22 protein-coding genes are annotated in these 26,154 nt (G+C 37.7%); 6 read left to right on the top strand and 16 right to left on the bottom strand.

Annotated elements, in window-relative coordinates:
- Positions 1-20: 20 nt before the first annotated feature.
- The 6 genes from epsC to DRF65_RS22135 form a co-directional block, all read right to left on the bottom strand.
- On the bottom strand, positions 21-851 hold the full coding sequence (gene epsC, locus DRF65_RS22160; protein ID WP_115972917.1) for a serine O-acetyltransferase EpsC: 831 nt from the start codon (positions 849-851) through the stop codon (positions 21-23).
- A 4-nt stretch (positions 852-855) separates the two neighbouring features.
- Positions 856-2,094, bottom strand: a complete 1,239-nt coding sequence (locus DRF65_RS22155; protein ID WP_115972916.1) for a sulfate adenylyltransferase subunit 1 — start codon at positions 2,092-2,094, stop codon at positions 856-858.
- A gap of 85 nt (positions 2,095-2,179) precedes the next feature.
- Entirely contained in the window at positions 2,180-3,088 is a 909-nt protein-coding gene (cysD, locus tag DRF65_RS22150; protein WP_115972915.1) for a sulfate adenylyltransferase subunit CysD, read from the bottom strand.
- Positions 3,089-3,099: 11 nt separating this feature from the next.
- Positions 3,100-3,813: a phosphoadenylyl-sulfate reductase gene (locus DRF65_RS22145; protein ID WP_115972947.1), complete on the bottom strand. Its 714-nt coding sequence runs from the start codon at positions 3,811-3,813 to the stop codon at positions 3,100-3,102.
- An 80-nt stretch (positions 3,814-3,893) separates the two neighbouring features.
- On the bottom strand, positions 3,894-4,310 hold the full coding sequence (locus DRF65_RS22140) for an RrF2 family transcriptional regulator (protein WP_115972914.1): 417 nt from the start codon (positions 4,308-4,310) through the stop codon (positions 3,894-3,896).
- A gap of 92 nt (positions 4,311-4,402) precedes the next feature.
- Complete coding sequence (locus DRF65_RS22135) at positions 4,403-5,260, bottom strand: AraC family transcriptional regulator (protein WP_115972913.1); 858 nt, start codon at positions 5,258-5,260, stop codon at positions 4,403-4,405.
- Between the two features lie 89 nt (positions 5,261-5,349).
- On the opposite strand from DRF65_RS22135, the gene DRF65_RS22130 reads away from it, so the two are divergent.
- Complete coding sequence (locus DRF65_RS22130) at positions 5,350-6,327, top strand: polysaccharide deacetylase family protein (protein ID WP_115972912.1); 978 nt, start codon at positions 5,350-5,352, stop codon at positions 6,325-6,327.
- A 43-nt stretch (positions 6,328-6,370) separates the two neighbouring features.
- Complete coding sequence (locus tag DRF65_RS22125) at positions 6,371-6,757, top strand: DoxX family protein (protein ID WP_115972911.1); 387 nt, start codon at positions 6,371-6,373, stop codon at positions 6,755-6,757.
- 65 nt (positions 6,758-6,822) lie between these two features.
- Here the strand turns inward: DRF65_RS22125 and DRF65_RS22120 are convergent, their stop codons facing one another.
- The 7 genes from DRF65_RS22120 to DRF65_RS22090 form a co-directional block, all read right to left on the bottom strand.
- A complete protein-coding gene (locus DRF65_RS22120) occupies positions 6,823-7,323 on the bottom strand; it encodes a GNAT family N-acetyltransferase (protein WP_115972910.1) in 501 nt (166 codons plus the stop codon).
- Positions 7,324-7,626: 303 nt separating this feature from the next.
- Positions 7,627-9,783, bottom strand: a complete 2,157-nt coding sequence (locus DRF65_RS22115; protein ID WP_115972909.1) for a zinc-dependent metalloprotease — start codon at positions 9,781-9,783, stop codon at positions 7,627-7,629.
- An 82-nt stretch (positions 9,784-9,865) separates the two neighbouring features.
- A complete protein-coding gene (locus DRF65_RS22110; RefSeq protein ID WP_115972908.1) occupies positions 9,866-11,131 on the bottom strand; it encodes an NAD(P)/FAD-dependent oxidoreductase in 1,266 nt (421 codons plus the stop codon).
- A 14-nt stretch (positions 11,132-11,145) separates the two neighbouring features.
- A complete protein-coding gene (locus DRF65_RS22105; RefSeq protein ID WP_115972907.1) occupies positions 11,146-12,144 on the bottom strand; it encodes a 4-hydroxyproline epimerase in 999 nt (332 codons plus the stop codon).
- Positions 12,141-13,625 carry an aldehyde dehydrogenase (NADP(+)) gene (locus tag DRF65_RS22100; RefSeq protein ID WP_115972906.1) on the bottom strand — a complete coding sequence of 495 codons (1,485 nt, stop codon included), beginning with the start codon at positions 13,623-13,625 and terminating at the stop codon, positions 12,141-12,143. The genes DRF65_RS22105 and DRF65_RS22100 overlap by 4 nt, the downstream gene beginning before the upstream one ends.
- A gap of 16 nt (positions 13,626-13,641) precedes the next feature.
- The gene (locus DRF65_RS22095) at positions 13,642-14,547 is read right to left on the bottom strand and encodes a dihydrodipicolinate synthase family protein (protein WP_115972905.1); all 906 of its coding nucleotides are present in this window, start codon (positions 14,545-14,547) and stop codon (positions 13,642-13,644) included.
- A gap of 88 nt (positions 14,548-14,635) precedes the next feature.
- The gene (locus DRF65_RS22090; RefSeq protein WP_115972904.1) at positions 14,636-15,520 is read right to left on the bottom strand and encodes an AraC family transcriptional regulator; all 885 of its coding nucleotides are present in this window, start codon (positions 15,518-15,520) and stop codon (positions 14,636-14,638) included.
- Positions 15,521-15,706: 186 nt separating this feature from the next.
- On the opposite strand from DRF65_RS22090, the gene DRF65_RS22085 reads away from it, so the two are divergent.
- The 3 genes from DRF65_RS22085 to DRF65_RS22075 all read left to right on the top strand — a co-directional run bounded on the left by DRF65_RS22085 (position 15,707) and on the right by DRF65_RS22075 (position 20,377).
- Entirely contained in the window at positions 15,707-17,101 is a 1,395-nt protein-coding gene (locus tag DRF65_RS22085; protein WP_115972903.1) for an aminopeptidase P family protein, read from the top strand.
- Between the two features lie 14 nt (positions 17,102-17,115).
- Positions 17,116-19,287 (top strand): S9 family peptidase, encoded by a 2,172-nt coding sequence (locus DRF65_RS22080; protein WP_115972902.1) that lies wholly within the window; start codon positions 17,116-17,118, stop codon positions 19,285-19,287.
- 484 nt (positions 19,288-19,771) lie between these two features.
- Positions 19,772-20,377 carry a DNA-3-methyladenine glycosylase gene (locus tag DRF65_RS22075; protein WP_115972901.1) on the top strand — a complete coding sequence of 202 codons (606 nt, stop codon included), beginning with the start codon at positions 19,772-19,774 and terminating at the stop codon, positions 20,375-20,377.
- 3 nt (positions 20,378-20,380) lie between these two features.
- Here DRF65_RS22075 and mug read toward each other — a convergent pair whose 3' ends face one another.
- On the bottom strand, positions 20,381-20,884 hold the full coding sequence (gene mug / locus DRF65_RS22070) for a G/U mismatch-specific DNA glycosylase (protein ID WP_115972900.1): 504 nt from the start codon (positions 20,882-20,884) through the stop codon (positions 20,381-20,383).
- 284 nt (positions 20,885-21,168) lie between these two features.
- Between mug and DRF65_RS22065 the strand changes: the two genes are divergently transcribed.
- Entirely contained in the window at positions 21,169-21,486 is a 318-nt protein-coding gene (locus DRF65_RS22065; protein ID WP_115972899.1) for a DMT family transporter, read from the top strand.
- 100 nt (positions 21,487-21,586) lie between these two features.
- Here the strand turns inward: DRF65_RS22065 and DRF65_RS22060 are convergent, their stop codons facing one another.
- Together DRF65_RS22060 and DRF65_RS22055 are read right to left on the bottom strand one after the other, a co-directional pair.
- Positions 21,587-23,023 carry a SusD/RagB family nutrient-binding outer membrane lipoprotein gene (locus tag DRF65_RS22060; RefSeq protein ID WP_115972898.1) on the bottom strand — a complete coding sequence of 479 codons (1,437 nt, stop codon included), beginning with the start codon at positions 23,021-23,023 and terminating at the stop codon, positions 21,587-21,589.
- Positions 23,024-23,033: 10 nt separating this feature from the next.
- The gene (locus DRF65_RS22055; protein WP_115972897.1) at positions 23,034-26,066 is read right to left on the bottom strand and encodes a SusC/RagA family TonB-linked outer membrane protein; all 3,033 of its coding nucleotides are present in this window, start codon (positions 26,064-26,066) and stop codon (positions 23,034-23,036) included.
- Positions 26,067-26,154 lie beyond the last annotated feature (88 nt).

Raw genomic sequence — 26,154 nt, 5'->3', positions numbered from 1 at the left:
ATTTTTTGTTTTTTCTGTTTTTATATTACAAAGGTTAATGATTCCGGTAAGGGGTTGTTATCCTTTATTCTTATTTCGCTTTTGTTATAGACCAGAGAATTGGGTGGGACATTTTGAGTAATCCATACATTTCCTCCGATAATGCTATCTCTTCCTATGGTTGTATTTCCGCCCAAAATAGTTGCTCCCGAATAAATAATGACATGGTCCTCAATATTGGGATGCCTTTTCTGGTTGGCTTTTTCTTTGGAGACATTCAACGCTCCCAGGGTTACTCCCTGATATATTTTGACATGATCGCCAATAGTGGTTGTTTCTCCAATGACAATTCCGGTTCCGTGATCGATGAAGAAATATTCTCCGATTACTGCTCCTGGATGAATATCAATTCCTGTTTTGCTGTGTGCATATTCTGAAATAACACGGGGTAAAACCGGTATTTCCTGATTCCATAGCTGATGCGAAATCCTGTATACATAGGTTGCAAAATATCCGGGATAGGCAAGATAAATTTCTTCTAAAGAATCTGCTGCCGGATCAAATTCCAGGATGGATTGCGCATCCTGAACGAGGTGATTATAGATTTGTGGCAAGGCCTCAAAAAAAGCATTCACCTGTACTTCGGTAAGGTCTTCATCTTTTGTTACTGTATTAATCAGGATGAAAAGATGTGCACTCAGCTTTGTAAAATCTTGTTTCAGATGATCGGGAGTATTGATTGGCTGTGGAAGAAACAATACTTTATACAGATCTGTTACAAAAACCTTTACTCTGGTTCTGTCAAAGAATCCATGGGTTTTATTCTGTTTGCTCTGATGAATTCTTTCAATGAAATGATTGGTAACTGACATTTTCTTATTGAATTATGCAGGCTGCAACCGTGGAATTAGAAGTTTCATCTACCAAAATTGCAGAACCTGTTCTTTTGTTATTGATAAAACTATCATAGACCAAAGGCTGTGCCGTTCGGATGGTTACTTTTACCACTTCATTCAGTTTGATGTCGCCTTCAGCTTTTTCCTGGGTAAGGGTATTCACATCAATCTTATAATCAATCTCTTTGACAACCGCTCTCACCAGTTTACTGTTTTGCTGAAGCAGGTATTTATTACCGGGTTGTAATGATTTCTGGTCAAGCCAGCATAACAAAACTTCAAGGTCTTTTTCAACGACTGGAAGTTGTTCTTCCGTTGCAAAAATATCTCCTCTGCTGATGTCCACATCATCGGTTACATGAATGACAGCGGGTTGTCCTTCAAAGGCTTCTTCTTTTTCAATTCCATTGATCTCAATCTTAGCAATTTCCGTTGTAATTCCAGCCGGAAGAATATGGATTTTATCTCCTTTCTTGAATTTTCCACTTAAAATCTGCCCGGCATATCCTCTGTAATCATGCAGTTCCTCAGTCTGAGGACGAATGACATACTGAACCTGAAAACGGCTTCCGGTATTTAATTCTTCATTCAGGGTTACCTGTTCCAGATATTCTAAAAGTGAAGGCCCCTGATACCAATCTGTTTGAGTAGATTCTGAAACAATGTTATCACCTTTCAATGCTGAAATCGGGAAATAGCTTACCTCATTTAATCCAAGGCTTTCTGCAATTTTAGCATAATCTGCTTTGATGGTTTCAAATACTTCCTGTGAATAATCTACCATATCCATTTTATTAATGGCTACAGCTACTTTCTTCAGTTTTAATAATGAAGCAATGATAGAATGTCTTCTTGTCTGTTCAATTATTCCCTGGCGGGCATCAATCAGAATCACCATCAGATCAGAGTTGGAAGCTCCGGTAATCATATTCCTTGTATATTGTACATGACCGGGAGCATCAGCAATGATAAATTTTCTCTTTGAGGTCGAAAAATATCTGTATGCAACATCGATGGTTATCCCCTGCTCTCTTTCAGCACGTAAGCCGTCTGTAAGAAGAGCAAGGTCTACCCCGTCATCATTTTTATTTTTAGAATGTTTTTCCAGTACTTCTAATTGATCCTGTAAAATACTTTTACTATCGTATAGCAGTCTTCCGATAAGGGTACTTTTACCGTCATCTACACTTCCTGCTGTTATAAATCTTAATATATCCATCTGTTTTTGTTTATGAGTAATGGTGAGTGATATAAGTAAAAAAGTTGTCAATGGGATTACTTATGACTCATTGCTGATTACTTATTTAAAAATAGCCTCCTTTTTTACGGTCTTCCATTGCTGCTTCTGTCACACGGTCATCAATTCTGGTTTCACCACGTTCAGAGATTCTTGTGGCGACAATTTCTTCAATCACAGCATCTATGGTTTTTGCTTTAGATTCTACTGCTGCAGTACAAGTCATGTCTCCTACGGTACGGTATCTTATCTTTTTTGTGGTGATTACATCATCTGTATCTAAAGAAGCGTGATGGGAGTTGGCAATCCATTGTCCATTAAGATCTACTACTTCTCTGTCATGCGAAAAGTAAATGGAAGGAAGTTCAATTTTTTCTCTTCGGATATAATTCCAGATGTCAAGCTCTGTCCAGTTGCTGATCGGGAATACTCTTACATTTTCTCCTTTATGAATTTTTCCGTTGAAGATGCTCCATAATTCAGGACGCTGTAATTTTGGGTCCCACTGTCCGAATTCATCACGAACCGAGAATATTCTTTCCTTGGCACGGGCTTTTTCTTCATCTCTGCGGGCCCCTCCGATACAGGCATCAAATTCAAATTCTTCAATGGTATCCAATAAAGTAAAGGTCTGCAGCCAGTTTCTGCTAGGGAATTTTCCTTTAGGCTCTGTTAAACCTTTCTTTTTGATGGTATCTTCCACTTTACGCACCACTAAATCAACTTCTAATTGATTAACAAGCTGATCTCTAAAGTTTAATACTTCCTGAAAGTTGTGTCCGGTATCAACATGAACAAACTTGAATGGTATTTTTCCATAACGGAATGCTTTTGATGCTAAATGAGCAAGCACAATACTGTCTTTTCCACCGCTGAATAAAAGTGCCGGGCGTTCAAACTGTCCTGCGACTTCCCTTAAAATGTAAATAGATTCAGCTTCCAGCTGATCCAGGTAATCTAAATGATATGTTGGCATGTTTTTCTTTTTTATTGATGAATATGTAGACCGCATTCCTTTTTGTTGGCATCTTCCCACCACCAGCGGCCTGCTCTGAAATCTTCTCCTTCCTGAATAGCTCTTGTACAAGGCTCACATCCGATGCTTACAAATCCTTTTTTATGAAGATAATTGTAAGGTAGATGGTGGTTTTTCACATAATCTGTCACCTGATCTGTACTCCAGTGAAGAAGCGGATGAAACTTAATGATCTGGTTATCTTCGTCCCATTCTAAGGCTGGCATATTCTGTCTGTTTGGGGAATGTTCAGATCTTAAACCAGTAACCCATACTTGATAGCCTTTCAGTGCTGACTTCAGAGGATGTACTTTTCTGATGGTACAGCATGCTTTTCTCTGGTCAACAGATCGGTAAAATGAATTGGGACCGTTTTCGGATACAAATTTTGTCAGTTCTTCAGTGTCGGGATAATAGGCTTTAATATCTTTTTTGAAGAAAGCTTTTGTAGAAGCCCATGTTTCATAAGTTTGTTCAAAAAGTCTTCCTGTATCTAATGTGAAAATATCAACATTCAGATTCTTTACAAAATGAGTGATCACTTGATCTTCATAGCTAAAGCTGGTTGAAAATACTACTCCATCAGGAAATCTTTCTGTCAGCAATTGTAAAAGATCCTGCTGGGCAGACTGCCCTAAGGCTTCTTCCTTCAATTTTTCAAATTTATTTTTCAGACTGTTTTCCATTTCCATTCCAATTTGTTGATGCAAATATATATAAAATTCTATAACTCCTATCAAAATAGTAGAATTTAAATGAAAAAAAATTATTTTTTATTGATAAACTTGGTCAGAGTGGCCTCCATCATGCTATTTCTGGTTTTTTCACGAACGATGATTAATTCATTTCTAAGGTAACATTCTGCTTCATCTACACAATCATCACATGCTTCGTAGAAGTTTAAAGATACACAAGGCGTCAAAGCAATAGGTCCGTCAAAAATACGGTAGATATCCGCTAAAGATACATCATCAGGAGATTTTAGCAGGTAGTATCCTCCTACTTTCCCTTGCTTGCTGTTCACAAGTTTGGCTCTTTTAAGTTCAAGAAGGATCTGTTCCAGAAATTTTTTGGGAATGTTCTCATCCTGTGCAATAATAGAAGTGGGCAGATAGCCTTGATTGTAATTTCTTGCTAATCTGACCATTGCTTTCAGTGCGTATTTGCAACGTTTGGACATCATAATCTACGCAAGTTATAACAAATTATCTGATTATCGAAATGTTTAGTAATTCCGGAAATATTTTCATTTTCAGAATTGAATATCAATAGGAATTATAATCCGGCTTTATTCCCTTTTTTAAAGGCAGACGGAGACATATTTTTATAGTTTTTAAATATTTTATTGAAATGGCTAAGGTCGTTAAAACCAAGCTTATCCGCAATTTCATTGATGTTATAATTACTTTGATGCAAGAGTTTTTCAGCAGTTTTTATTTTATACTGAATAATATGCTGCTGGATGGAAAAACCAGTCTGTTTTTTGATATAGATACTGATATAATTAGGGGAAAACAGAAATTCTTTGGCCAGGTTTTCTATTTTCATTTTATCCGCATCCAGAAAATTGACATTGATGTAGTATAATATCCTGTCGATTCTGTTTAGGTTTTTGGAAACCCATTTTTGATTGGTAATGTTACCCATTGTGTTTCTTATCAGAATAGTGAAAATTCCTGAAAAGAGATCTGCTGTAACTTCTCTATGATATAAACTTTTATGGCTGAATTCATGCAGAAGAATCCGGGAAAGCTGAAGAAGATGTTCCCTGTCTGTCTTATTTTTAATGAAGGATTCATATACAAAAGACCGGTCTTCCATCAGGAGCTGGATAATTTTTTTAAGCTCATTTTTCTTATTCATCAGGAGGTTTTCCCAAATATACTCTTCAGTAAATTTTATATAGATGAACCTTGTTTTATTCTGAATGGCAAATTCATGCGCATCACTGGGTCTGAGAAGAAAAATATCTCCTTTTTGATATGGGAAGGTAACCCCGTTGAGATGATGAGAGCCTTTTCCACTCTCAATAATAATCAACTCATAGAAGTTATGATTATGGTATTCAATATCCCAGATTTCTTTTTCGATTCTGAAAATGTTAAAGGAATTGAAGTTGACAATTCTTTTCATGAATAATGGATTTTTACAAATTTAAGATTAATTTTTACAATAATAAAGAATGGATTAATAGGCAATTTTGCAGTGTAAATACATGCAAAATGAAATATATAAGACAATCAATAGTAGTACTTGTCGCAACAGTATTTTTAGTACCCGGTTTTAAGGCAAATGACCGTGATGGAAAAGGAAATCACGAAAAAAAAAAACTTATTGCAAAGAAACACTGGCCTAATGGAGCGCAACTGGTGATTTCCGTATCCATGCAGTTTGAAACGGGTGGTCAGCCTGAAGGAGCAGAAAGTCCTTTCAGTAATACTCCACTTCCCAAAGGTCAGCCGGATCTTCCTGCAGAAAGCTGGTATCGTTATGGAGGAAATGAAGGAATTTACCGCATGCTGGATCTATGGAAAAAATATGATATCAAAGTAACTTCCCATGTTGTGGGAACGGCTGCGGAGAAATATCCTGAAATAGCAAAAGCGATTGCAGAAGGCGGACATGAGATTGCTGCTCACGGAATTTCCTGGGATAATCAGTGGAATAAAAGTTATGATGAAGAATTACAGTTTGTAAAGCAAGGTGTAGATGCAGTTGCGAAAATTACAGGTCAAAAAGCTGTAGGTTACAATTGCAACTGGCTGAGAAGAAGCCCAAATACTCTGAAAGTATTGCAAGAGCTTGGATTTCTTTATCATATTGATGATCTGAGCCATGATGAGCCTTTTATTACCAAGGTGAAAGGGAAAAACTTTGTAGTCATTCCTTATACGCTTCGTAACAATGATATTGTGAATATAGAAGGAAAACACTGGAGTCCGGATCAGTTTCTTGCTCAGCTTACATTTGAATTTGACAGACTGTATGAGGAAGGAGGAACCAAAAGAAGAATGATGAGTATCAGTTTCCATGACAGAATTGGCGGAACTCCTGCAATGATGCATGCTATGGAAGAATTTATTAAATACACTAAAGAAAAACAGGGTGTGGTCTTTATGAGAAAAGATGATATCGCTAAAATGGTAATGAACGATCCGGATACTCCGGTTGATAATAGTGAAGCGAAATTCAATAATTAACAAACTGTTTATCAGGTTGAAATAATAATTTAAACATACTTTTATGAATAAAAATACCGCTTATCTTTTCCTTCGGTTATCGATGGGAATCAATTTTCTAGGACATGGATTGGTGAGATTGACCAAGCTTCAGGATTTTGCTGACGGCATGGCAAAAGGTTTTGAAAAAAGCTGGCTTCCTCAGTTATTTGTACAAACATTCAGTACAGCTCTTCCGTTTTTGGAGTTTAGCATCGGATTGCTTCTTATCTTAGGTTTTAAAACGAGGATTGCTGTAATGGCAGGAGCTTCACTGATCATTTTACTGCTATTCGGCAGTAGTACGGTTGAAAATTGGGAAGCTATGGGAATTCAAATGATCTACGCCGGATTGTTTTATATCCTGATTTCCAGAACGGATGACAATTATCTTTGTGTGGATAGAAAATAGTATTACTAAATATTTAAGCATGCTGAGAGGACAAAAAATGTTTACTCTCAGCATGCTTTATTAGCCTATCCTTCTCCTTTTGAATATAAAAAATAAGCCAGTTCCCGGTTTTCTTCTACCAGATTTTCAATTCTGTTAAACCCAGTTTTGATTAATACTTTTTGTGAACCAATATTATCAAGATCTGTTACGGCAACAATATCTTTCTTTTCGTCGGTTGAAAGACAATGGCTGACCAATGCCTTAGATATTTGAGTTCCGATTCCTTTTCCCCAGTAGTTTTCGCCAAGTATATACCCGATTTCTATCTGGTTGGAATTATGATGGAAAGTTCTGGCGAGACACATTCCAACAAAATCATCATTCTGAGCATTAAATATTCCCCATCTGCTAAATGGTCCTTCTTCATAATCTGATAAAGCTTTTTCAAACATTTCTTTAAATTCTTCGGGAGATTTATAAGGCAGATAACGGGTTACATTTTCGCTTGTAAATAGATCTAAAAATAAATGAAGTTCCTGCGGAGTGAATTCCCGAATAATGATGGTGTCGTTTTTATAGTACATAAGAATAATTTGAGTTTGAAATAGATGAATAAAATTACGTAAATAAACTTACCATTGCTGATAAAGCCTGATAATATTCACCATAAAACAAAAGATGGACTTAAAAAATTAAGCCCATCATTATTCAACAAGTGAATGTTAACATATCAATACTAAATTATTTCATTAAATGTATCTGTTTAAAAAGCCTTAAACCAATCTGTAACCGCTTTGAAGTAGTAATCAGGAGGCTGGTGGCCAAGAAGGGCTCCATTTCCAGAATACTGCCCACCTTCAATATTGTATCGATATAGCATTTCGATCCTATTTTTTAATGAATTTTTGGGAAGATTTCCCTAAAGAAGTTTCAATATCAATTAAATAAGTTCCGCTTAGGAAATGTTTAACATCAACCTTATCACCAATAACTTTAGCATTCATTTTTCTTCCAGACCTATCGTAAACAGAAATTGATTGAACTTTCCCTTTTGTTTTAATATTCAATACATCAGAAACTGGATTCGGATAGATGGATGTTTCTGAGTTTGTTGTATCAACGTCTGAAGTGGATAATGATGATAATGGTAATGCACAAGGCGTTGTAATACTGCCATATGGTTGTGTATTATATGCAAACTCAGTTACAGAATAACCTGAACCATTGGCCCCAACATTCAGTTTGAAATAGCCGTTAATATTGTAGCCTTCGAATTGGTTTCTAAAACCAACATAAGCTGTTTGGCCAGACCAGGTAGTGTATGTAGGGGTGTACACGTCAAGCTGTCCGGGAGTATTGGTTGGATAACCTATATTATTTGCATTACTTATAGTGGTGCAAGACGGAATTAAACTAATATTTCTTGTCCCTACCCCACATACTAATCCTTTCCAATAGGTTTCCAATTTTAATTGATTTGCTCCATAGTACCACGCGCCATACCCTGCATCATCACTAAGCTCCGGGTTAATGATAAAATATTTCCAAGGTGCTCCGGAGTTGGTTGTTACTGTTGTTGGGGATGGATTGGCATAACTTTCCAGAGGAGTTCCTGTAACTATTTTATAGGGATCTTTGTAAGAAAAAGTTAATGCCAAAGATGGAGTTGATCCTAATGAAGTTACGCCTCCTGTTATAGCCGGATTTAGGAATGTAATTGATGAATTCAGAACCTGACTTTTAGAATGACTGGTTGCCGCACCATTTATGGTAAGTGTAGCAGTAGTAGGGCTTGTAACTGCTATAGTTGCTGTTTGTCCTGCTGGTAATGAAGAATTGAAATGTGTTCCTGCAGTAAGAGTTGTTCCATTTGGTACGGCAAATGTTGCTCCGTTTAGCGTAATCGTTGACTTAGGGGCAGATGCTACTGTTCCATCTAATGACACGGCTCCATTATTGTTTAAGTTCTCTGTAAAGGTACTGTTGCTAAGAGTTAATTTAGGTGGAGTATTGGCAACTCCGGTTGCTGCTAAGTTGGCAGGCTGCCATAAATTTATTCTTGACGGGTGATTTAATGCGGCTAACATTCTGTTAACCTGTCCATTGGTAAACATTTTATAACAGCCAGCGGAACCGTTGTATCCCATATAATTTTCAACGTTCACTTTTTGTCCAAGACAATTGTTTCCAGTTGTACATCCTAATCCGGAAGAATTATTTTCTACAGGGGTGTCAGCAACTCCGTCACCATCATTACCAGGGTTCGCAGTTGAACAAAGAACATTGAACGTGTGTTGAAGATTTAACCAATGCCCAAATTCGTGAGTGAATGTATCAGAAAACTCGTTTGAAGCCACAGTTCCTGCAGCATCATATATATAACGGCCATTATAAACAACTCTTGCTGTATTTACTGAAGACATGTATGAGTCCGGATACCAGGCAACTCCTGATTGATATAAATCTTTATTAGCATACAGATCATTTTGTATATACACATTCATATACTTTGTATTGTCCCATGCATCTGCGCCAATTTGTGCATCATATCCGCCTCCGTTACCATATCCACTTTTGAAAGGGTGAAATACCACTCCGCTTGTTGCTTTTCCGGTTGGGTCAATTTTAGCTAAGCGGAATTCAATACTTAATGTGCTCCTAATAGGCTGGAAGTAAGAATCTATAGTGTTTGAATCGGTATTGATTCCATTGAAATTTAAGTTGATTTGTTGCAGCAAGTCAACTACTTTTTGGTAATTTACTTTTACATTACTCTGAGATTCTCCGTACACATGAAAAACTACAGGTATGATGTAGGTGGGATTGTTGACCTTTTTATTCAATGGAGTTTTGTTTGATTCCATTTTTTTCACAAAATCTTTGGTGAATTTTTCAAAATTTTCATATTCAGCCTTAGATTCAGGGTGCCGTTCAAAATGTTTTTTCATCATTTCATCAGCTTTACACTCATGAGGTCTATTTTCTTGAGCAAAACCTATTATTGGAAATAGGGAAACAAGTAGTAGTAATTTAAATTTTTTCATGATTTTTTGGATTTGTTTGTTAATAAATTATTTGAATAGTCAAATTGTTTTAGGCATAATTTTGTGTGTTATGTGATGTTTTCTAATTAAATCTTTCAGGGTTGAATATCTTTATCTCAACCGTTGGCTTTTGGTCATTGGCCAGCTCAGAAACTGTTTTTCCAAAAATGGGTCCTAAGCTTAATCCCATCATCCCACCACCACCTGCAATAATCAGATTTTTTAGTTTAGAAGATTGTCCCAGATAAGGAAGTCCATCTGGTGCGCAGGGTCTGTAACCAAACCAGATTTCCGATTCTTTGGGTAATTTAACCTTAAAATCCGGCAAATATTTGGGGATAGATTGGACAATTCCTTCTACTTTTTTCATATTAATTTTATCATGATGGGAAGCCAGCTCCATGGTGCCTCCGAAACGAATCTGTCCGTTCATAGGAGTTACAGCTACTCTTGCTTCCAATAATAAAGCAGCATGCTCCAATCTATGGATTGGGTTTTCAGGAGTATGCATGAAAGAATAACCTTTCCCTGGCATCAATTGAATTTTAATCCCTGCTTTTTGGGCAAGTTCCGGTAAAAATGAACCTCCGGTCATTACAAAACGGTCTGCTGAAAACTTTTTACCATTTGCTATTATCGCATTTATGGTGTTCCCTGCAATTTCATATCCTGTAACTTTATGTTGTGTGTGGAAAATAATCCCCTTATTTTTAAGATAAGAGATCATTTGCTTCATCAGTTTTACCGGATTCATATGGCCATCACATTTGTAATTGATTCCTCCGATGACATCCAGTTGAGCATTAGGCTCCAGCTCCTGAATCCCTTTTTTATCAAGGATATCAACAGCTAAACCTAAACTGCTGGCTTTATGGGCCAATTCCGTCTCCTCTTCTGCTACTTTTTCTGTTTTATACAGCATCAGAATTCCGTTTTGATTCAGTTCAAAATCAAATTCTGGGTTTTGGGCAATTTCATTATAAAGACTGCTGCTTTCCAGATTAAGATCTCTGATTGCAGATGCTGAGCGGTCAACATGATTCTGATTGGTATGTTTCAGAAATTTCAGCCCCCAGGATAATAATTGAGTACTGAGTGAAGGCTTCACATAAAACGGACTTTTACTGTCAAACATCCAACGAATGCCCTGTGCCACAACTCCGGGGGCAGCCAATGGGGTAAAATGGCTTGGTACAATCATTCCTGCATTGCCGTAAGAGCAATTGTTGCTGAGATCATTCTGTTCAAGGATCTCTATCTGCCAGCCTTTTTGTAAAAGATAATAGGCTGAGCTTAATCCCGCGATTCCTGCACCTATGATAAGTGCTTTGCCTTTATTTTGTGTCATACTTTTTACAAACTTTACATTACCTGAAATCCTTGCCAATACGGATCTTCATCATCAATAATAATCTGATTATAGCCGGTAATTCTCGCCCAGCCTTCCACTGAAGGAACAATAGCGGGTTTGCCATCAACGGTAGCAGTTCCTTCAATTCTGCCGATAAACTGGGAACCTATATAGCTTTCATGGATAAACTCTTCCCCTTCTTTTAACTTTCCTTTTGCATACCATTGAGCCATTCTTGCGGAAGTACCTGTTCCGCAAGGAGAACGGTCCAGAGCATTTTCACCTACTAATACGGCATTTCGTCCACTGGCTTTTGGATCTGTAGGATTTCCTGTCCATTGAATATGGCTTAATCCGGAAATATGTTCGTTTTCAGGATGAATGAATTGATACTTTTCATTGAGTAATCTTCTGATGATTTTCCCATAGTAGATAAGCTGACTTGCTGTAAAGTCGGAAATATCTCTGAAATTTTCCTGAGGATCAATGATGGCGTAGAAGTTTCCTCCGTAAGCAACATCAGCTTTTATGAGTCCAAGATCTGGACATTCCACTTCAAGATTTTCAGCGTAGAGAAAAGATTTTACATTGGTCAGTTTTACCGATTTTACTTTTTTCCCTTCCTGTACATAATCTATGAGAATAAGCCCGGCAGGTGTTTCCAGGCGTAGTTTTCCCGGGATTTTAGGAACAACCAATCCTTCTTCTATGGCAATGGTAACCGTTCCAATAGTTCCATGTCCACACATAGGAAGGCAGCCGCTGGTTTCTATGTATAAAACTCCGATATCATTCTCTTCGTCAGCAGGTGGATAAAGAATGCTTCCACTCATCATATCATGACCACGGGGTTCAAACATTAAACCTTTTCGGATCCAGTCATATTCTTTCATGAAGTGAAGCCTGCGCTCCATCATGGAGTTTCCTTTTAAAATCGGGCCGCCTCCCGCTACCAGACGTACCGGACAGCCACAGGTATGGGAATCTATACAAAAAAATGTTCTGTTCATAGTACTTCTGATTTTAATGATTCTGAATGAACTTCTCCATCTACAATTCTGTTGATTTGTAAAGGGTTTTCATTCTTAAGCTCTTCCGGTAAGAATTCATCCGGCCAGTTCTGAAAAGAAATAGGGCGAACAAATCGTTTTACGGCATCTGGTCCTACTGAGGTAAAACGGGAATCTGTAGTAGATGGGAAAGGTCCTCCATGCTGCATAGCATACACAACTTCTACTCCGGTAGGCATTCCGTTGAATAACAGTCTTCCACATTTATCTTTTAAAAGATGAATCAATTCCGCATTTTCACGGGCATCATCTGAAGTAGCAGCTACAGTAATGGTTAGCTGTCCTTTTAGTTTTTTAGCGATTTGTATAAGCTCTTCTTTGTTTTCACAAGTGACAATGATACCAAATGGACCGAAAACTTCTTCACTCAGTACAGGATTATTGATGAAACTTTGAGCATTGGTTTGTATAACAGCAGCACTTCCTTTTCCTTCTTCGATTGCTGTGGTAGCGATTACTTCAATATCAGGTTGGGCTATTGTGTTTGCTTTATGATGTTCAAAGTTTTCATATATTCCTTTATGAAGCATATTAGCAGGTGCAATACCTGTAATTTCATTTTTTACAGCAGAGATAAACCGGTCCAGAGATTCTCCTTTAACAGCGATAAATACTCCCGGGTTGGTACAAAACTGTCCTACTCCTAATGTTAAAGAAGTAACATATTCTTTAGCTAAAGCTTCTGCTTTATTTTCAATCAGGTTTTTAAGTGCAAATACGGGGTTGATGCTTCCCATTTCAGCAAATACGGGAATAGGGTTTTCACGGCGATTGGCAATATCAAACAAAGCTTTTCCGCCAGTAAATGAACCGGTAAATGCTACTGCCTGAATATCCTGATGCTGTGTTAAATAAGCACCTGTTTCATAAGATGTTCCGGTAATATGGCTAAAGATACCTTCAGGCCAGCCAAATTCTTTTATGGTATTTGTGATTGCATCGGCCATTATTTTAGAGGTTTGAGGATGAGCCGGATGAGCTTTTACAATAACAGGACAGCCTGCTCCTATTGCACTTGCCGTATCACCTCCTGCTGTGGAAAAAGCAAACGGGAAATTACTGGCTCCGAAAACAACTACGGGGCCTAACCCTATACTGTACTTTCTAAGGTCTCCTTTCTGCTTCTCGGGCTGAGCAAGATCAATTCTTGCTTCAGTATATATTCCGGAGGCTACCGCTTTTGCATAACTTCTCCATTGTCCTGCTGTTCTGGCTTTTTCACCGGTAAGTCTTGCCAGAGGTAATGAAGTCTCAATATGAGCGGTGGTTAAAAGTTCTTCTCCTAAAGCCTCAATCCGATCAGCAACAGCATTCATCAATGCAGCTCTTTCTTTTATCGTTGTATTCTTCAGGAATTGGTACGCTTCGGAAGCCATCTGAATTCTTAACTCAATATTTTCTTTTGATGTTTCTTCAATCATAGCTTTTGTTTTGGAATTAGTCTAATGTTGGACGGTTGGTTCTACCCTCTTCAATAATCTTATAGATTCTTTCAGCTTCTTCGCCCTGAATTTCAAGACGCGGAGCTCTTACATAGGGATTACTGATTCCTTCAGCGGTGGCTGCCAGTTTAATGTATTGGATAAGTTTAGGATGAATATCCAGTTCCAATAATGGCATAAACCATCTGTAAATGGCTACTGCTTTATCATATTGACCTGCTTTAACATGGTTATACATGGCCATTGTTTCATTAGGGAAAGCATCTACAAGTCCTGCTACCAATCCATCGGCACCAAGTAGTAAGGTTTCAAGGCAAATGGTATCTACTCCGCCAAGAATTTTGATTCTGTTTCCAAAACGGTTAATCATTCTGGTTACATTCGCCAGATCTCTTGTGGATTCTTTAACAGCTTGAATGGTTGGATATTTTATAAGCTCATCAAACATCTCAAGCGTTACATAAATTCCGTAATCTACCGGGTTATTATAGATAAGAATCGGAAGGTCCGTAGCAGTGGCAACGGCTTTGAAATATTCTACCACTTCACGACTGTCTGCTTTGTAACGCATTGGAGGAAGTAACATTAATCCGTCAGCTCCTAGTTCTTTTGCTTTTTGAGCAAATTTTATAGCATTTTTGGTTGTATTTTCAGAAAGGTTAAGGATAATGGGAATTCTGCCTGCTGTAATCTTTTTAGCATATTGAAGAAGTTCAAATTTTTCTTCGGTTTCCAGCGTACTGGCTTCCCCTAATGTTCCGGCAAGGATAATTCCGTGAAGTCCGGCTTTAATCTGGGCTTCTGTATTGACTGCAAACATTTCAAAATCAATCTTTCCCTCTTTTGTAAAAGGAGTTAATACAGCAGGATAAATCCCTTCCCAGTTTAGTTTTGTACTCATATCAAATAATATTTATTCAAAACTAAGTGAATTTTAAAACGGTAAATGTTAATATTTTAATGTATTCTAACCGTATTTTAACATGTGATTATTCGTGGTCTGTAGTAGCCTCTTTATAATGCTTCAGATATTCTTTTGGAGAGTACTTCATGATGGATTTAAATACTCGGTTGAAGTTGGTAAGACTGTTGAATCCGCTGTTAAACGCAACGGATGAAATGCTGTACATACTGCTGGAGGTTAATAATCTGCAGGCTCTTTGTACCCGTAATTCATTAAGGTATTGAATATAAGTAATTCGGGTGCGTTTTTTAAAGGATCTACAGAATGCCTGTGGAGTCATGCAGGCCTCTTTTGCAATGGCATCAAGAGTAAGCTTATATTGAGTGAAATTTTTTTTAATATAGTTTTGGGCATCTATAATTCGCTGATCATTGTCTGAAATATGATTAGGCAGATTCTTTTCTGAAGAAAGGGGGATATGCAGATGTCTGTTCTGCATCAAGTGGTTTAAAATCTTTATAAAGCCTATGATTTGTTCTATTCCCTGTGTTTTTTGTAAGGCTGCCATACTCTCTCCTACACTTGCTTTTAATTTTGAACCAACCTGGAATCCTACTTTTGAGTGTTCAATGAAATTTTTAAGCTCTTCAAATTCGGGTAAATCAAAAAAGGCGGCTATTTTTTTATCAGGATCGAAGAATATAGAGATCGCATGAACTTTTTGCTTTTCATTTTCTTTAAAATCTCCTTTGAAAACGTGAGACTGATTGGCGCCCAGATAAAAAATATCTCCAGATTCAAAGGTGAAGAGGTTTTGTTCTATCGCCAGAGTACCATGCCCTTTAAGGATCCACATGATCTGTGTTTCTGTATGCCGATGGAAATAAGGATAGAAATTAGGCATAATATCTTCCTGAATACGGATACTTTTGTTGGTGTCAGCAGGGACTGAAAACTGAAGGCTCTTCATATAATCAATACTTTATAAAACCAATGAAGGAGTAGGTTAAAATATTACCGAATTTAAGTAAAATATGAACATTAAATATCAGATTAAAATACAAACTTTACATCTTCATAATTTTAATGAATAAAGTGCTTCAAGTAGTACAAAATCGTAACTTTAAACTTTTAAAATAAAAAGTATTCATAATATATGTTTTCAGCACAGACTTATCAAGACAGAAGAGCCGTATTGCAGAGCAATGTGGCGAGTGGAATTCTATTGTTTTTAGGAAATATAGAGAATCCTGTAAACTTTGAGCATAATCCTTATTATTTCCGCCAGGACAGTACTTTCCTATATTATTTCGGAATTCAGGAACCTAAGATTGCAGCTATCATTGATATTGATGAAAATAAGACCATTGTTTTCGGAGATGAACTGAGTATTGATGACATTGTATGGATGGGCAGACAGGAAACGTTGAAAGAGAAAAGCCAAAAATCCGGTGTACAGGAAACTTTACCGTATGTGGAGCTTTCTCAATACCTTATAAAAGCACAGGGATCCGGTAGAAAGGTACATTATCTTCCACCCTATCAGCCTTCCAATAAAATCTTACTGACGGACCTTTTAGGGATTAAGATTGCAGAATTACAGCCTTCTGTGGAGATGATTAAAGCTGTTGTAAAACAACGTTCTATAAAGGAAGCCCAGGAAATTGTACAGATCGAAGAAGTTGTGAATGTATCCAATGAGATGCATTTACTGGCAATGCGAATGGCTCAACCTGGTGTTAAAGAATATGAGATCGCCAACGCTATTCAATATCTTGCAGCCAATAAAGAGTGCCAGATGTCTTACCCACCGATCGTAACTATAAACGGTGGAATACTTCATAATCATTACCGTCTTAATACTTTGAAGGAAGGGGATCTTTTCCTGAATGATTCCGGAGCAGAAACGGCTATGGGATATGCAGGTGACTTAACCAGAACATTTCCTGTAAGCAGAACCTTTAGTACAAAACAAAAAGAAATGTATGACGTGGTTTTGAATTCATTCAATAACGCTCAGAATCTTTTGAAACCGGGAGTTAAATTTAAAGATATTTACCTGAAAGCTTCTGAATATCTGGTAGAAGGACTTGTTGATTTGGGCTTGATGAAAGGGAACCCTGAAGAAGCCGTGAAAAACAATGCTCATACTCTGTTTTTCCAATGTGGACTGGGACATATGATGGGATTGGATGTACATGATATGGAAGATCTTGGCGAACAGTATATTGGATACACAGAAGAGGAACCAAAAGATACCCAAACATTTGGTCTTAAATCTTTACGTTTAGGAAAAGCCTTAGAATCAGGTTATGTAGTAACGGTGGAGCCTGGCATTTATATGATTCCAGAACTTATTGATATCTGGCAGGCCGAAAATAAAAGTGCGGAATTCATTAATTACGATAAGGTAAATGAATATCGAAACTTCGGTGGAGTTCGTGTGGAAGATGATTTCCTGATTACAGATCACGGTTACAGACTTCTTGGAAACGGATTGATTACAACCGTTGATGAAATTGAAAACTACAGAGCAGAGCATTTAGCTTAATTCCGATTTTATATATGAAAAAGATAAAAAAACTAACAATTGTAGCATTATATTTTCTGTGTTTGTCACCATTTGCAGCACAGAAAACGCAATGGACTCCTGATGGTAATGCTTATTACTCATTTACCCAAAATGGTGTCGGGATTATTGACGTACTGAATCCTGGAAAAGATCAGGCTTTTTTAAGCAATAATGAATTAATTCCTTCCGGAAGCTCTACAGCTTTAGAAGTACAGAGCTTTCAGGTTTCACCGGATGGGAAAAGTTTATTGCTTTTTACCAATACCCAGAAAGTATGGCGCGATAATACCCGTGGAGATTATTGGATCTTTGATAAAAATACCAAAAAGCTCACACAGCTTGGGAAAAGCTTGCCCACCTCATCATTAATGTTTGCAAAGTTCTCTCCTGATGGTAAAAAGGTGGCTTATGTATCTAAGCATAATATTTATATTGAAGACCTTTCTAATAATCAGCTTACTAAGATTACTAATGATGGTACAGACCGAATGATTAACGGAACTTTTGATTGGGCCTATGAGGAAGAGTTCGGGACTCAGGATGGTTTCAGATGGTCTCCGGACGGAAGCAAAATTGCTTACTGGAAGCTGGATGCACGGGATACTAAAAACTTCCTGATGATTAATAATACAGACAGCCTGTATTCATTTACCGTTCCTGTAGAATATCCGAAAGTGGGTGAAAATCCTTCGGGATGCAGCATCTGGTTCTATGATCTTGCTGCAAAATCTTCGAAGAAAGCAGACATTGCAGGTGACGAGGTACAACATTATATTCCCAGAATGGAATGGGTATCGGATTCTAAATCTATTATTTTGCAACAGCTTAACAGAAAACAGAATCAGAGTAAAATTATAGTGGCAGACGCTCAGTCCGGAAGCAGTAAAACCATTCATACGGAAACAGATGCAGCATGGATTGACATCAAATCCCGCTGGAATGACAATGACCCAAGTGGCTGGGACTGGATCAACAATGGTAAAGAGTTCTTATGGCTTTCTGAAAAAGACGGCTGGAGACATATTTATAAAATAGATATGAACGGTAAGGAAACGTTGATTACAAAAGATGCTTTTGATGTGATTAAACCTGAGTTTTTTGATGTTCAGAACAAGCTGATCTACTTTTTGGCTTCCCCTGATAATGCTGCCCAGAAATATCTGTACAAAGTAAGTATGCAGGGCGGAAAAGCTCAAAAAATCACTCCTGCAGCGTACACCGGATCCAATCAATATACAATATCTCCCAACGGAAAAATTGCAATGTTTAACAACAGCAGTGTCAATGTGCGTTCGGCAGGAGCTGTGGTATCACTTCCGGAACATAAAGAGCTTGTAGCTGCCAAGAGTGTCTCAAAAGCAGATCCGGCGAGATCCAAAACAGAATTTTTCCAGATTACTACACAGGATGGTGTTACCTTAGACGGATGGGTAGTAAAACCTAAAGATTTTGATCCTAATAAAAAATACCCGATTGTGTTTATGGTATATGGTGAACCCGGATCGCAAACCGTAACAGACAATTTCTACGCAGGAAAGAATGGTTTATATGTTGGAGATATGGCTCAGGACGGGTATCTGTATGTTTCCCTTGAAAATCGCGGAACTCCTGCTCCTAAAGGGCGTGAATGGAGAAAATCTATCTACCGTAAAATAGGACAGCTGAATATTCGCGATCAGGCTATGGGTGCTAAAGCGCTGTTTGCAAAATGGTCTTATATAGATACTTCCAGAGTGGCTGTTTGGGGCTGGAGCGGCGGTGGTTCTTCCACATTAAATCTTTTAGGACAATATCCTGATATTTACCAGACCGGAATCGCCATTGCCCCGGTAGCCAATCAATTATTCTATGATAATATCTATCAGGAACGTTATATGGGACTTCCGCAGGAAAACAGAGAAGATTTTGTAAACGGTTCTCCTCTGGCTTATGCTAAAAACCTTAAAGGGAATCTGTTACTGGTTCACGGAACAGGTGATGATAACGTGCATTATCAGAATACAGAAGTTTACATTAATGAACTTGTAAAATATAACAAACAGTTTCAGCTGATGTCTTATCCCAACAGAACTCACTCTATCAGTGAAGGTGAAGGAACATCATTGCACCTGGCTACAATGTTTACCAAATATTTAAAAGAACACTGTCCTCCGGGAGGAAGATAAGATAATCAATAGAAGTCTCACAGGAATGTGGGGCTTTTTTTGAGTAAGGAAGAAAAGGAGAAAGGAAGAGGGAGGCTGGGAGCTGGAAGTACTTGCAGTCAGGAGGCGATTCTATTTTTTTTCAGCTGTACTTTCATCTGTTCCTTTTGAATTTCTGCAGTAGCTTCCTCTAAAATGTTTGCTTCTCCTTTTTTAATCTTAAACCGGCTTTATCAGCAAAGTTGCTGTACAGTTGGCTATTGCATTTAAATAGTGTTTTAATCAAGTTAGAAATGTCATTCAGAAGTTATCAACGAAATAGTAACCTCCAGCTTCCCTCTTCCCGCCTCCAACCTCTTTTATTTCTTTTTCAACAATGCTTTACTGAAGTTAAAAATGTAATTCAAAAGTTATATATGTCCAATAGTAACTTCCAGCCTCAAGCTTCCCTCTTCCAGCCCTTCATATAACAAATTATTACTAATTTTAGGCAAACATAAATCAATTGAAACTACCACTCTCCTATTATTCAGCCCAAGACGTCCTTTTTCTGGCTCAGGATCTTTTGGGAAAAGTACTTTTTACAGAAATTAATGGTGAAATAACAGCCGGAATTATTGTAGAAACGGAAGCTTATAATGGAATTTATGACAAAGCTTCTCATGCTTACGGAGGCAAACGTACAGACCGAACTGAGACATTGTACAGCCATGGCGGAATTTCTTACGTGTATTTATGTTATGGCATTCACCATCTTTTCAATGTGGTAACTTCTGTGGAAGATGAGCCTCATGCCGTTCTGGTGAGAGCTATTGAACCGTTAATCGGAACTGAGATTATGGAAAACAGAAGAAATATGCCCGCTTCTAAAGCTGCAATTTCCTCTGGCCCCGGATCTGCTGCTAAAGCTCTGGGAATTGATCGTTCATTTAATAAAAAAGATCTGACCGGAAATGAAATATGGATTGAAGATCACGGAATTCAGTATCCTTCTGAAGATATCGTCACAGGGCCTCGCATAGGAGTTGCTTATGCACAGGAAGATGCATTATTACCCTGGCGTTTTTTTGTGAAGGGAAATAAATATGTGAGCAAGCCCAACATAATATAGATTTTACGATGGATGAATGGTCTGATAAAACTCTTTGTAATAAGCAACAAGGTCATCCAAAGAAAATCCACGATTTAAACCACTTGTATTAGGTAAAACCCAGACTTTTGCCCCACAAAAATCCTCCGGTTGTTGTCCCCATTGAATTTCTTTCTTTTTAGAAAAGGCTTTATAAGCAGCCTTACCCAGAAAAGCTACATACTGAGGCTGAAATTCTGTTATTTTGGCCTTAAACGTTTCAAGAGCATCATCAAACTCTTCCTTTGAAAGTTCATCAGCGCGGGAAGTTGCTCTTGCAACAGCCGTTGTTAACCCGCACCCGAATTCTAGAATAACAGTATCATTCACCGCTTCAATCTCATAAGGAGTAAAACCTGAGAGATGAAGAACTTTCCAAAAACGGTTGCTCCTCCCTGAAAAATGATGGCCATCGTTGGAGGATTTTAAGCCTGGATTAATTCCGCAAAAGATTACATTGAGATTAGAGGTAATGATATCTGTTAGCATATCTGAAGTAAATTAAATAGATCTGTTTTTTATAATTTAAAGATATCAAATATTTTGGTTATTTAAACTTAGATTGGTTTAAGATGTTTATCGTTTCATTCTCAGAATAATACGATTTATCTGTGTTTTCTGCAGGATCACTTAGTTTCTACCTCTGGATATGAGTAGATCCTGATACCTTTGTATGGTAATTGAGAAGGATGAAATAGTATAATGATGACCATTAAAATAAATTGGGAGTCATTAGTGATAGATTTTCATTCCTAATCATTAAAATAAATAGTATGAACTGGATTGCGTTAATTATTGCAGGAATTTTTGAAATCGGATGGCCGTTGGGACTTAAGCTATCTCAGCAGCCTGAAAATAATAAATGGAACTGGATCATGTTTTCAATCGCATGTATGGCAGTGAGTGGTGGTTTTCTCTGGTATGCTCAGAAAAGTATTCCCATTGGGACGGCATATGCTGTGTGGACAGGAATTGGTGCAGTAGGAACTTTATTAGTAGGTATTATACTTTTTCAGGACTCAGCAAGTATCTTAAGATTACTATCAGCATTGCTGATTGTAGTAGGAATCATTGGACTTAAACTTTTTTAACCACTAAAACGGTAACTCTAATAGCAGTAAAAAAGCCTGCATTATAAAAATACAGGCTTCATGTATAAAATAATTGATATGAAAAAAGTAAAAAACTTATTTACTGAACATCCCAGAAAACTTTTGTTGTGAGTTTATCACCACCAATGGCTGCTGAAGCTTTGGCATAATTAGTTCCATTAGTTGTTGCTTCTAATGTTGGATACTGAAGTCTTACAGGAACTTTTCCGCCAGCATTGGCAATAGCGGTAGGTGGAGCCTGTAAAACCGGAAAGTCTAATCTCCGGTAAAAATTCCAGGATACTACAGGATGGTTGTACATAGCAACCCATGCCTGCTCTCCAATAGATTTTTTCCAGTTGGAAGCATCATAAGGATTATTTGAAAGGTAGTTCTGTGCATCCTGGGTAGAAAGCCCCCACTCCAGAAAAGAGGCCTGTACAGCATTCTGATAAAGACCCCCGGGACTTCCGCCAATTCCAAATCTGGCCGCTGCTTCTGTAAGGTAAAAAGCAACTTCAGTACTGGTCATTAGTTTTCCGGGAGTAACAGGAATGTAAGCGAAAATCCCCGGAGCAGAAAAATCTGAGAAAACACCTGATACTCCTATTACCTGACCAATATATTCACCATGTACATCCTGAAAGTATTGAGTTCTTCTGGGATCGGAAGTGGCATTAAGAAAATCTATAAAAGGCTTTCCTCCAAAAAAATCATCCCTCCCACTATTGGCAATATTTTCAAACAATGGGTTAAAGTTGGGCGTTTCAGCCTGATACTTAAAAAGAGCATTATCTGTTTCATTGGTAATAACTCCTCCTGTAATCGCTGCATTGATAGTAGATTGAGCCAGTGCAGGATTAACGTCGGAAAGAGCAATTCCTAATTTTAAAAGCAGAGAATTTCCAAATTTTTTCCATTTTCCTATATCTCCTCTGTAAAGAATATCTCCCGAACCGAAACTGCCTTCTCCCTCTTCCAGATTATTGAGATCTGTTTGTAAGCGATGGATTAATTTTCCGTAAATCTCTGTATCATTTTCGTAGGTAGGAAGAGGAAATTTATCATAATTAAGAGCCTGACTGTAAGGAATGTCACCAAAAGTATCAACCATGGTCTGAAATGTATATACTGAAAGAATATCAATAATAGCCAGCTGATTCCGTTTCTTTGCAGGCCAGGTATTCACTTCTGAGGCTGTGGGCTGATATTGTTCTATAAGTTCTTTAGCCTTATTCAGATTATTCAGAACATTCACATAATTGTCTGCCCACACATTATTGGAGACATTTCTTGCTGTAAAATTATAATTACTTTCACTTACATAGGTTACTTCCTGCCAGTATTGCATAGTAAGGCGAAAATTATTTTCATTGACGCTCGGAGTGGTCATATAATCACTGAGTTCTTTTTCTGCATACGTGAGAAGAGGCTCAGGAGCCATAGTATAGGCTACATTGGCATCATCATTCACATGATCTGATGTACAGTTTGTAAGGGCCAGTACTAAAAGAGAGCTTATTATAATGTTTTTCATGGTAACGGTTTTAAAAATTAACTTTCAGATTAAAGGCGAAGTTTCTGGTAGAAGGCATTACTCCGGATTGATATCCCTGGATACTTCCTGATGAAAGCCCGGATTCCGGATCTGCATAAGGAAGATTCTTATGAATAATCCACAGGTTGCTTCCTGTCAGTCCAAGTGTAAGGTTCTGGATCCCTGCCTTTTTTAAGAATTGATTGTTGAAGGTATAAGAAACAGATACCTGGCGAAGCTTGATAAAACTTGCATCGTACACAAATGCTGCCACAGGAGGATCGGTTTCCAGCGTCTGGCTGGACATTGAACGGTCAAGGCGGATGGTATTGGGAATATATTGCCCCGGATTATTAGGATTCTGCATTACACCCGGTAAAATAACACCGCCACCATTATCTAAAGGATTTCTGACAGGATTTCCAAGATCATTAAAGCCTACAGAATCCGGATAAAGTCCAGTTCCATAACCATAATACTGATCCAGCGAAAATACTTTTCCTCCTTTTTTCCAATCGATCTGAAAGCTTAAATTAAAGTTTTTATAAGTAAATGAATTATTCAGGCCTGCCACAAAATCAGACTGAAAACTCCCAAGATTATGATTGCTGTCATCAGTATGCAGATAAGCCCCATTATTTCCTATAATCTTGTTCCCATTGGGATCATACACAAAATCTGCTCCCCAGATACTTCCATATTCCTCGTTGAGGGGAGCATTAATGGAAATACCACCCTGTAGGGATCCAAGTGTAATATTTTCTATACCTTCCCGTAAAGCTGTGACTTTAGTTTTGGGATTAGACCAGTTAATAGACATATCCCAGTTAAAATATTCAGATTTCAATGGAGTCACATTCAAAGTAAGTTCAATCCCTTTTGTGGTAAGCTCACCTGTATTCTGAATTTTAGACAGAGAGCCCGTTGCCAGTGAAATGGGAAGGGGTAATATTTGATCAAATGCAATATTTCTGAACCAGGAAAGATCTATTCCTATCCTGTTTTTTAAAAACTGCATGTTGGTTCCTATTTCAAGATTTTTCAGTTTCTGGGGAAGAAGGTCTGCATTCCTTAAAGAAGTATTGTAAGAATACACAGGATTATTATCTATAGATGCCTGAGGAATGTATCTGTTTCTTAGTTGATCTGCATTAGTATCCGAACCTACTTCTGCATACGCTGCTCTTATCTTTCCGAAACTTAACCATGGTTGTTTCAACAGATTGGAGAATACAACACTGGCAGAAACGGAAGGATAATAATAAACCTGTTTTGCTTTAGGTAATGAGGTAGACTGATCTCTTCTGAAAGTTCCTTCCAGATAATAAGTGTTTTTATATCCTAGAGAAGCCTGTACAAATGCGCCATAAATATATTTTGTATTATCGTTTACAATAGGTTTGGCAGGAGTGGATGCCGAATTGGAAATAGTATAAAGATCAGGAATATATAAACCTCCTGTTGTTGTCTGTGCATTGGAATAATTTGACTGTACATTGACATTGCCTCCCAATAATGCCTGCAGATTTAAGTCCTCTGCAACATTATTTTTATAAGTAGCGATCAGGTCATAATTGGTTTCTGTAAAGCGGAGATTCGTAACAGCATATCCCGAAGGCTGTTCTATAGGATTAAAGCTGAAAAAAGCCGGCATGGAACCTACTGCTTTTCTTTCCTCAGTCATCATGGTATACCCGTCAATTCCTACTCTTCCCAGAATATTGATGCTTTTTGAAACATCATAGTTCAGGCTGAAGTTTCCGGCAAAACGGTCTCTATTGTCATTCTGATAATTCTGATAATTCTGATACCGTGAAAAATAAGGATTATCCCAATAAGAAGGAGAAAGATTATCCGGTCCTTTTATATTCCATGTATAGTTTTTATGGTAAGTATCATAAAGATATTTCTGATCCTGAATATCTATATTGGTTGCCCACCACTGTCGGAATCCGGTCATAATATTGTCCGTATATCCTGTGGAATTTCTTCCTTTGGTTCTTTGTGTGATATAATTTGCAAAAAGAGTTGCTGTAAGTTTATCGGTAATCTTATAAGTTGCATTTCCGCCAAAATTATTTTTCATTAAGGAAGAATTAGGCATAATATCCGTAGCATTGGTGTTAGAATAGCTCAGTCTGAAGGTTGCCTTATCATTTCCGCCACTCAAAGCAATATTATTGGTTTGGTTAATAGCCTTTTCAAAGAAGGTAATCGGTCCGTTTTTAGCCATTACCCAGGGTGTTTTCTTTCCAAAGTTTTTGGAACCGGGGATGAAGGCATCATATTGCCATACCATAAGATTGGGATCATATGGAGCTCCGTAAGAGGCATCATGCCACAAAATTGCCATTGGTTCATTCTTGTATGGCGGAAAATAATTTCCCCAGTATCCCTGTCCATATTGTGTCTGGTATTCCGGAAAAGTGGATTTATCAACAGTAGATACAGAAATACTTCCACTGTATTCCAATCCGATGCCCTGTGAGTTTTTCTTTCCCTTTTTAGTAGTGATGATGATAGCCCCGTTTTGCGCTCTGGATCCATATAAAGCTGTTGCAGCAGCCCCTTTTAATACATTCACTGTTTCAATATCATTAGGATTGATATCCGAAACAGGACTTCCGTAATCATAACCACCACCTCCGTTTTGCTGAACCGTTGAATTTATATTCCTATTGATAATGGGAACTCCATCTACGACAAATAAAGCCTGGTTATCACCCAAAATAGATTTATACCCTCTTGATACGGCATCTATTGAGCCTCCGAAGTTGGTAGACTGCCTGATCTCAAGCCCTGCCACTTTCCCTGATAAATTATTCAAGAAATTGGTTGTAGGATTTTTGCTGAGATCTTCCCCTTTTACCTCCTGTGTAGAATACCCTAAAGATCTTTTTTCTCTTTTGATTCCTAATGCGGTGACAACAATCCCTTCAATATTGTTTGTGATAAGGGTGTCCTGTTTTCCCTGGCTGAAATAGGTTTCGCTTCCGATAAAAAAAGCGACTCCCGCACTTAAAAGCTTTAACTTATATTTCATAATTATTGATTTTGCTTATTGTTTATTCAAAATTCAATAATTGGTGAAGAATATCGTGAAATCTATATATGAATGGCAGGATGCAGTC

This window comes from Chryseobacterium pennae (assembly GCF_003385515.1).
In the GTDB taxonomy this organism is placed as follows: Bacteria; Bacteroidota; Bacteroidia; order Flavobacteriales; family Weeksellaceae; genus Chryseobacterium; species Chryseobacterium pennae.
Note: the sequence above shows the minus strand (reverse complement) of the source record. Positions and strands in the feature narration are given on the sequence as shown.

Coding starts and splice junctions, on each gene's coding strand:
- epsC (WP_115972917.1), bottom strand. CDS start 851: ATGTCAGTTACCAATCATTTCATTGAAAGAATTCATCAGAGCAAACAG.
- DRF65_RS22155 (WP_115972916.1), bottom strand. CDS start 2,094: ATGGATATATTAAGATTTATAACAGCAGGAAGTGTAGATGACGGTAAA.
- cysD (WP_115972915.1), bottom strand. CDS start 3,088: ATGCCAACATATCATTTAGATTACCTGGATCAGCTGGAAGCTGAATCT.
- DRF65_RS22145 (WP_115972947.1), bottom strand. CDS start 3,813: ATGGAAAACAGTCTGAAAAATAAATTTGAAAAATTGAAGGAAGAAGCC.
- DRF65_RS22140 (WP_115972914.1), bottom strand. CDS start 4,310: ATGATGTCCAAACGTTGCAAATACGCACTGAAAGCAATGGTCAGATTA.
- DRF65_RS22135 (WP_115972913.1), bottom strand. CDS start 5,260: ATGAAAAGAATTGTCAACTTCAATTCCTTTAACATTTTCAGAATCGAA.
- DRF65_RS22130 (WP_115972912.1), top strand. CDS start 5,350: ATGAAATATATAAGACAATCAATAGTAGTACTTGTCGCAACAGTATTT.
- DRF65_RS22125 (WP_115972911.1), top strand. CDS start 6,371: ATGAATAAAAATACCGCTTATCTTTTCCTTCGGTTATCGATGGGAATC.
- DRF65_RS22120 (WP_115972910.1), bottom strand. CDS start 7,323: ATGTACTATAAAAACGACACCATCATTATTCGGGAATTCACTCCGCAG.
- DRF65_RS22115 (WP_115972909.1), bottom strand. CDS start 9,783: ATGAAAAAATTTAAATTACTACTACTTGTTTCCCTATTTCCAATAATA.
- DRF65_RS22110 (WP_115972908.1), bottom strand. CDS start 11,131: ATGACACAAAATAAAGGCAAAGCACTTATCATAGGTGCAGGAATCGCG.
- DRF65_RS22105 (WP_115972907.1), bottom strand. CDS start 12,144: ATGAACAGAACATTTTTTTGTATAGATTCCCATACCTGTGGCTGTCCG.
- DRF65_RS22100 (WP_115972906.1), bottom strand. CDS start 13,625: ATGATTGAAGAAACATCAAAAGAAAATATTGAGTTAAGAATTCAGATG.
- DRF65_RS22095 (WP_115972905.1), bottom strand. CDS start 14,547: ATGAGTACAAAACTAAACTGGGAAGGGATTTATCCTGCTGTATTAACT.
- DRF65_RS22090 (WP_115972904.1), bottom strand. CDS start 15,520: ATGAAGAGCCTTCAGTTTTCAGTCCCTGCTGACACCAACAAAAGTATC.
- DRF65_RS22085 (WP_115972903.1), top strand. CDS start 15,707: ATGTTTTCAGCACAGACTTATCAAGACAGAAGAGCCGTATTGCAGAGC.
- DRF65_RS22080 (WP_115972902.1), top strand. CDS start 17,116: ATGAAAAAGATAAAAAAACTAACAATTGTAGCATTATATTTTCTGTGT.
- mug (WP_115972900.1), bottom strand. CDS start 20,884: ATGCTAACAGATATCATTACCTCTAATCTCAATGTAATCTTTTGCGGA.
- DRF65_RS22065 (WP_115972899.1), top strand. CDS start 21,169: ATGAACTGGATTGCGTTAATTATTGCAGGAATTTTTGAAATCGGATGG.
- DRF65_RS22060 (WP_115972898.1), bottom strand. CDS start 23,023: ATGAAAAACATTATAATAAGCTCTCTTTTAGTACTGGCCCTTACAAAC.
- DRF65_RS22055 (WP_115972897.1), bottom strand. CDS start 26,066: ATGAAATATAAGTTAAAGCTTTTAAGTGCGGGAGTCGCTTTTTTTATC.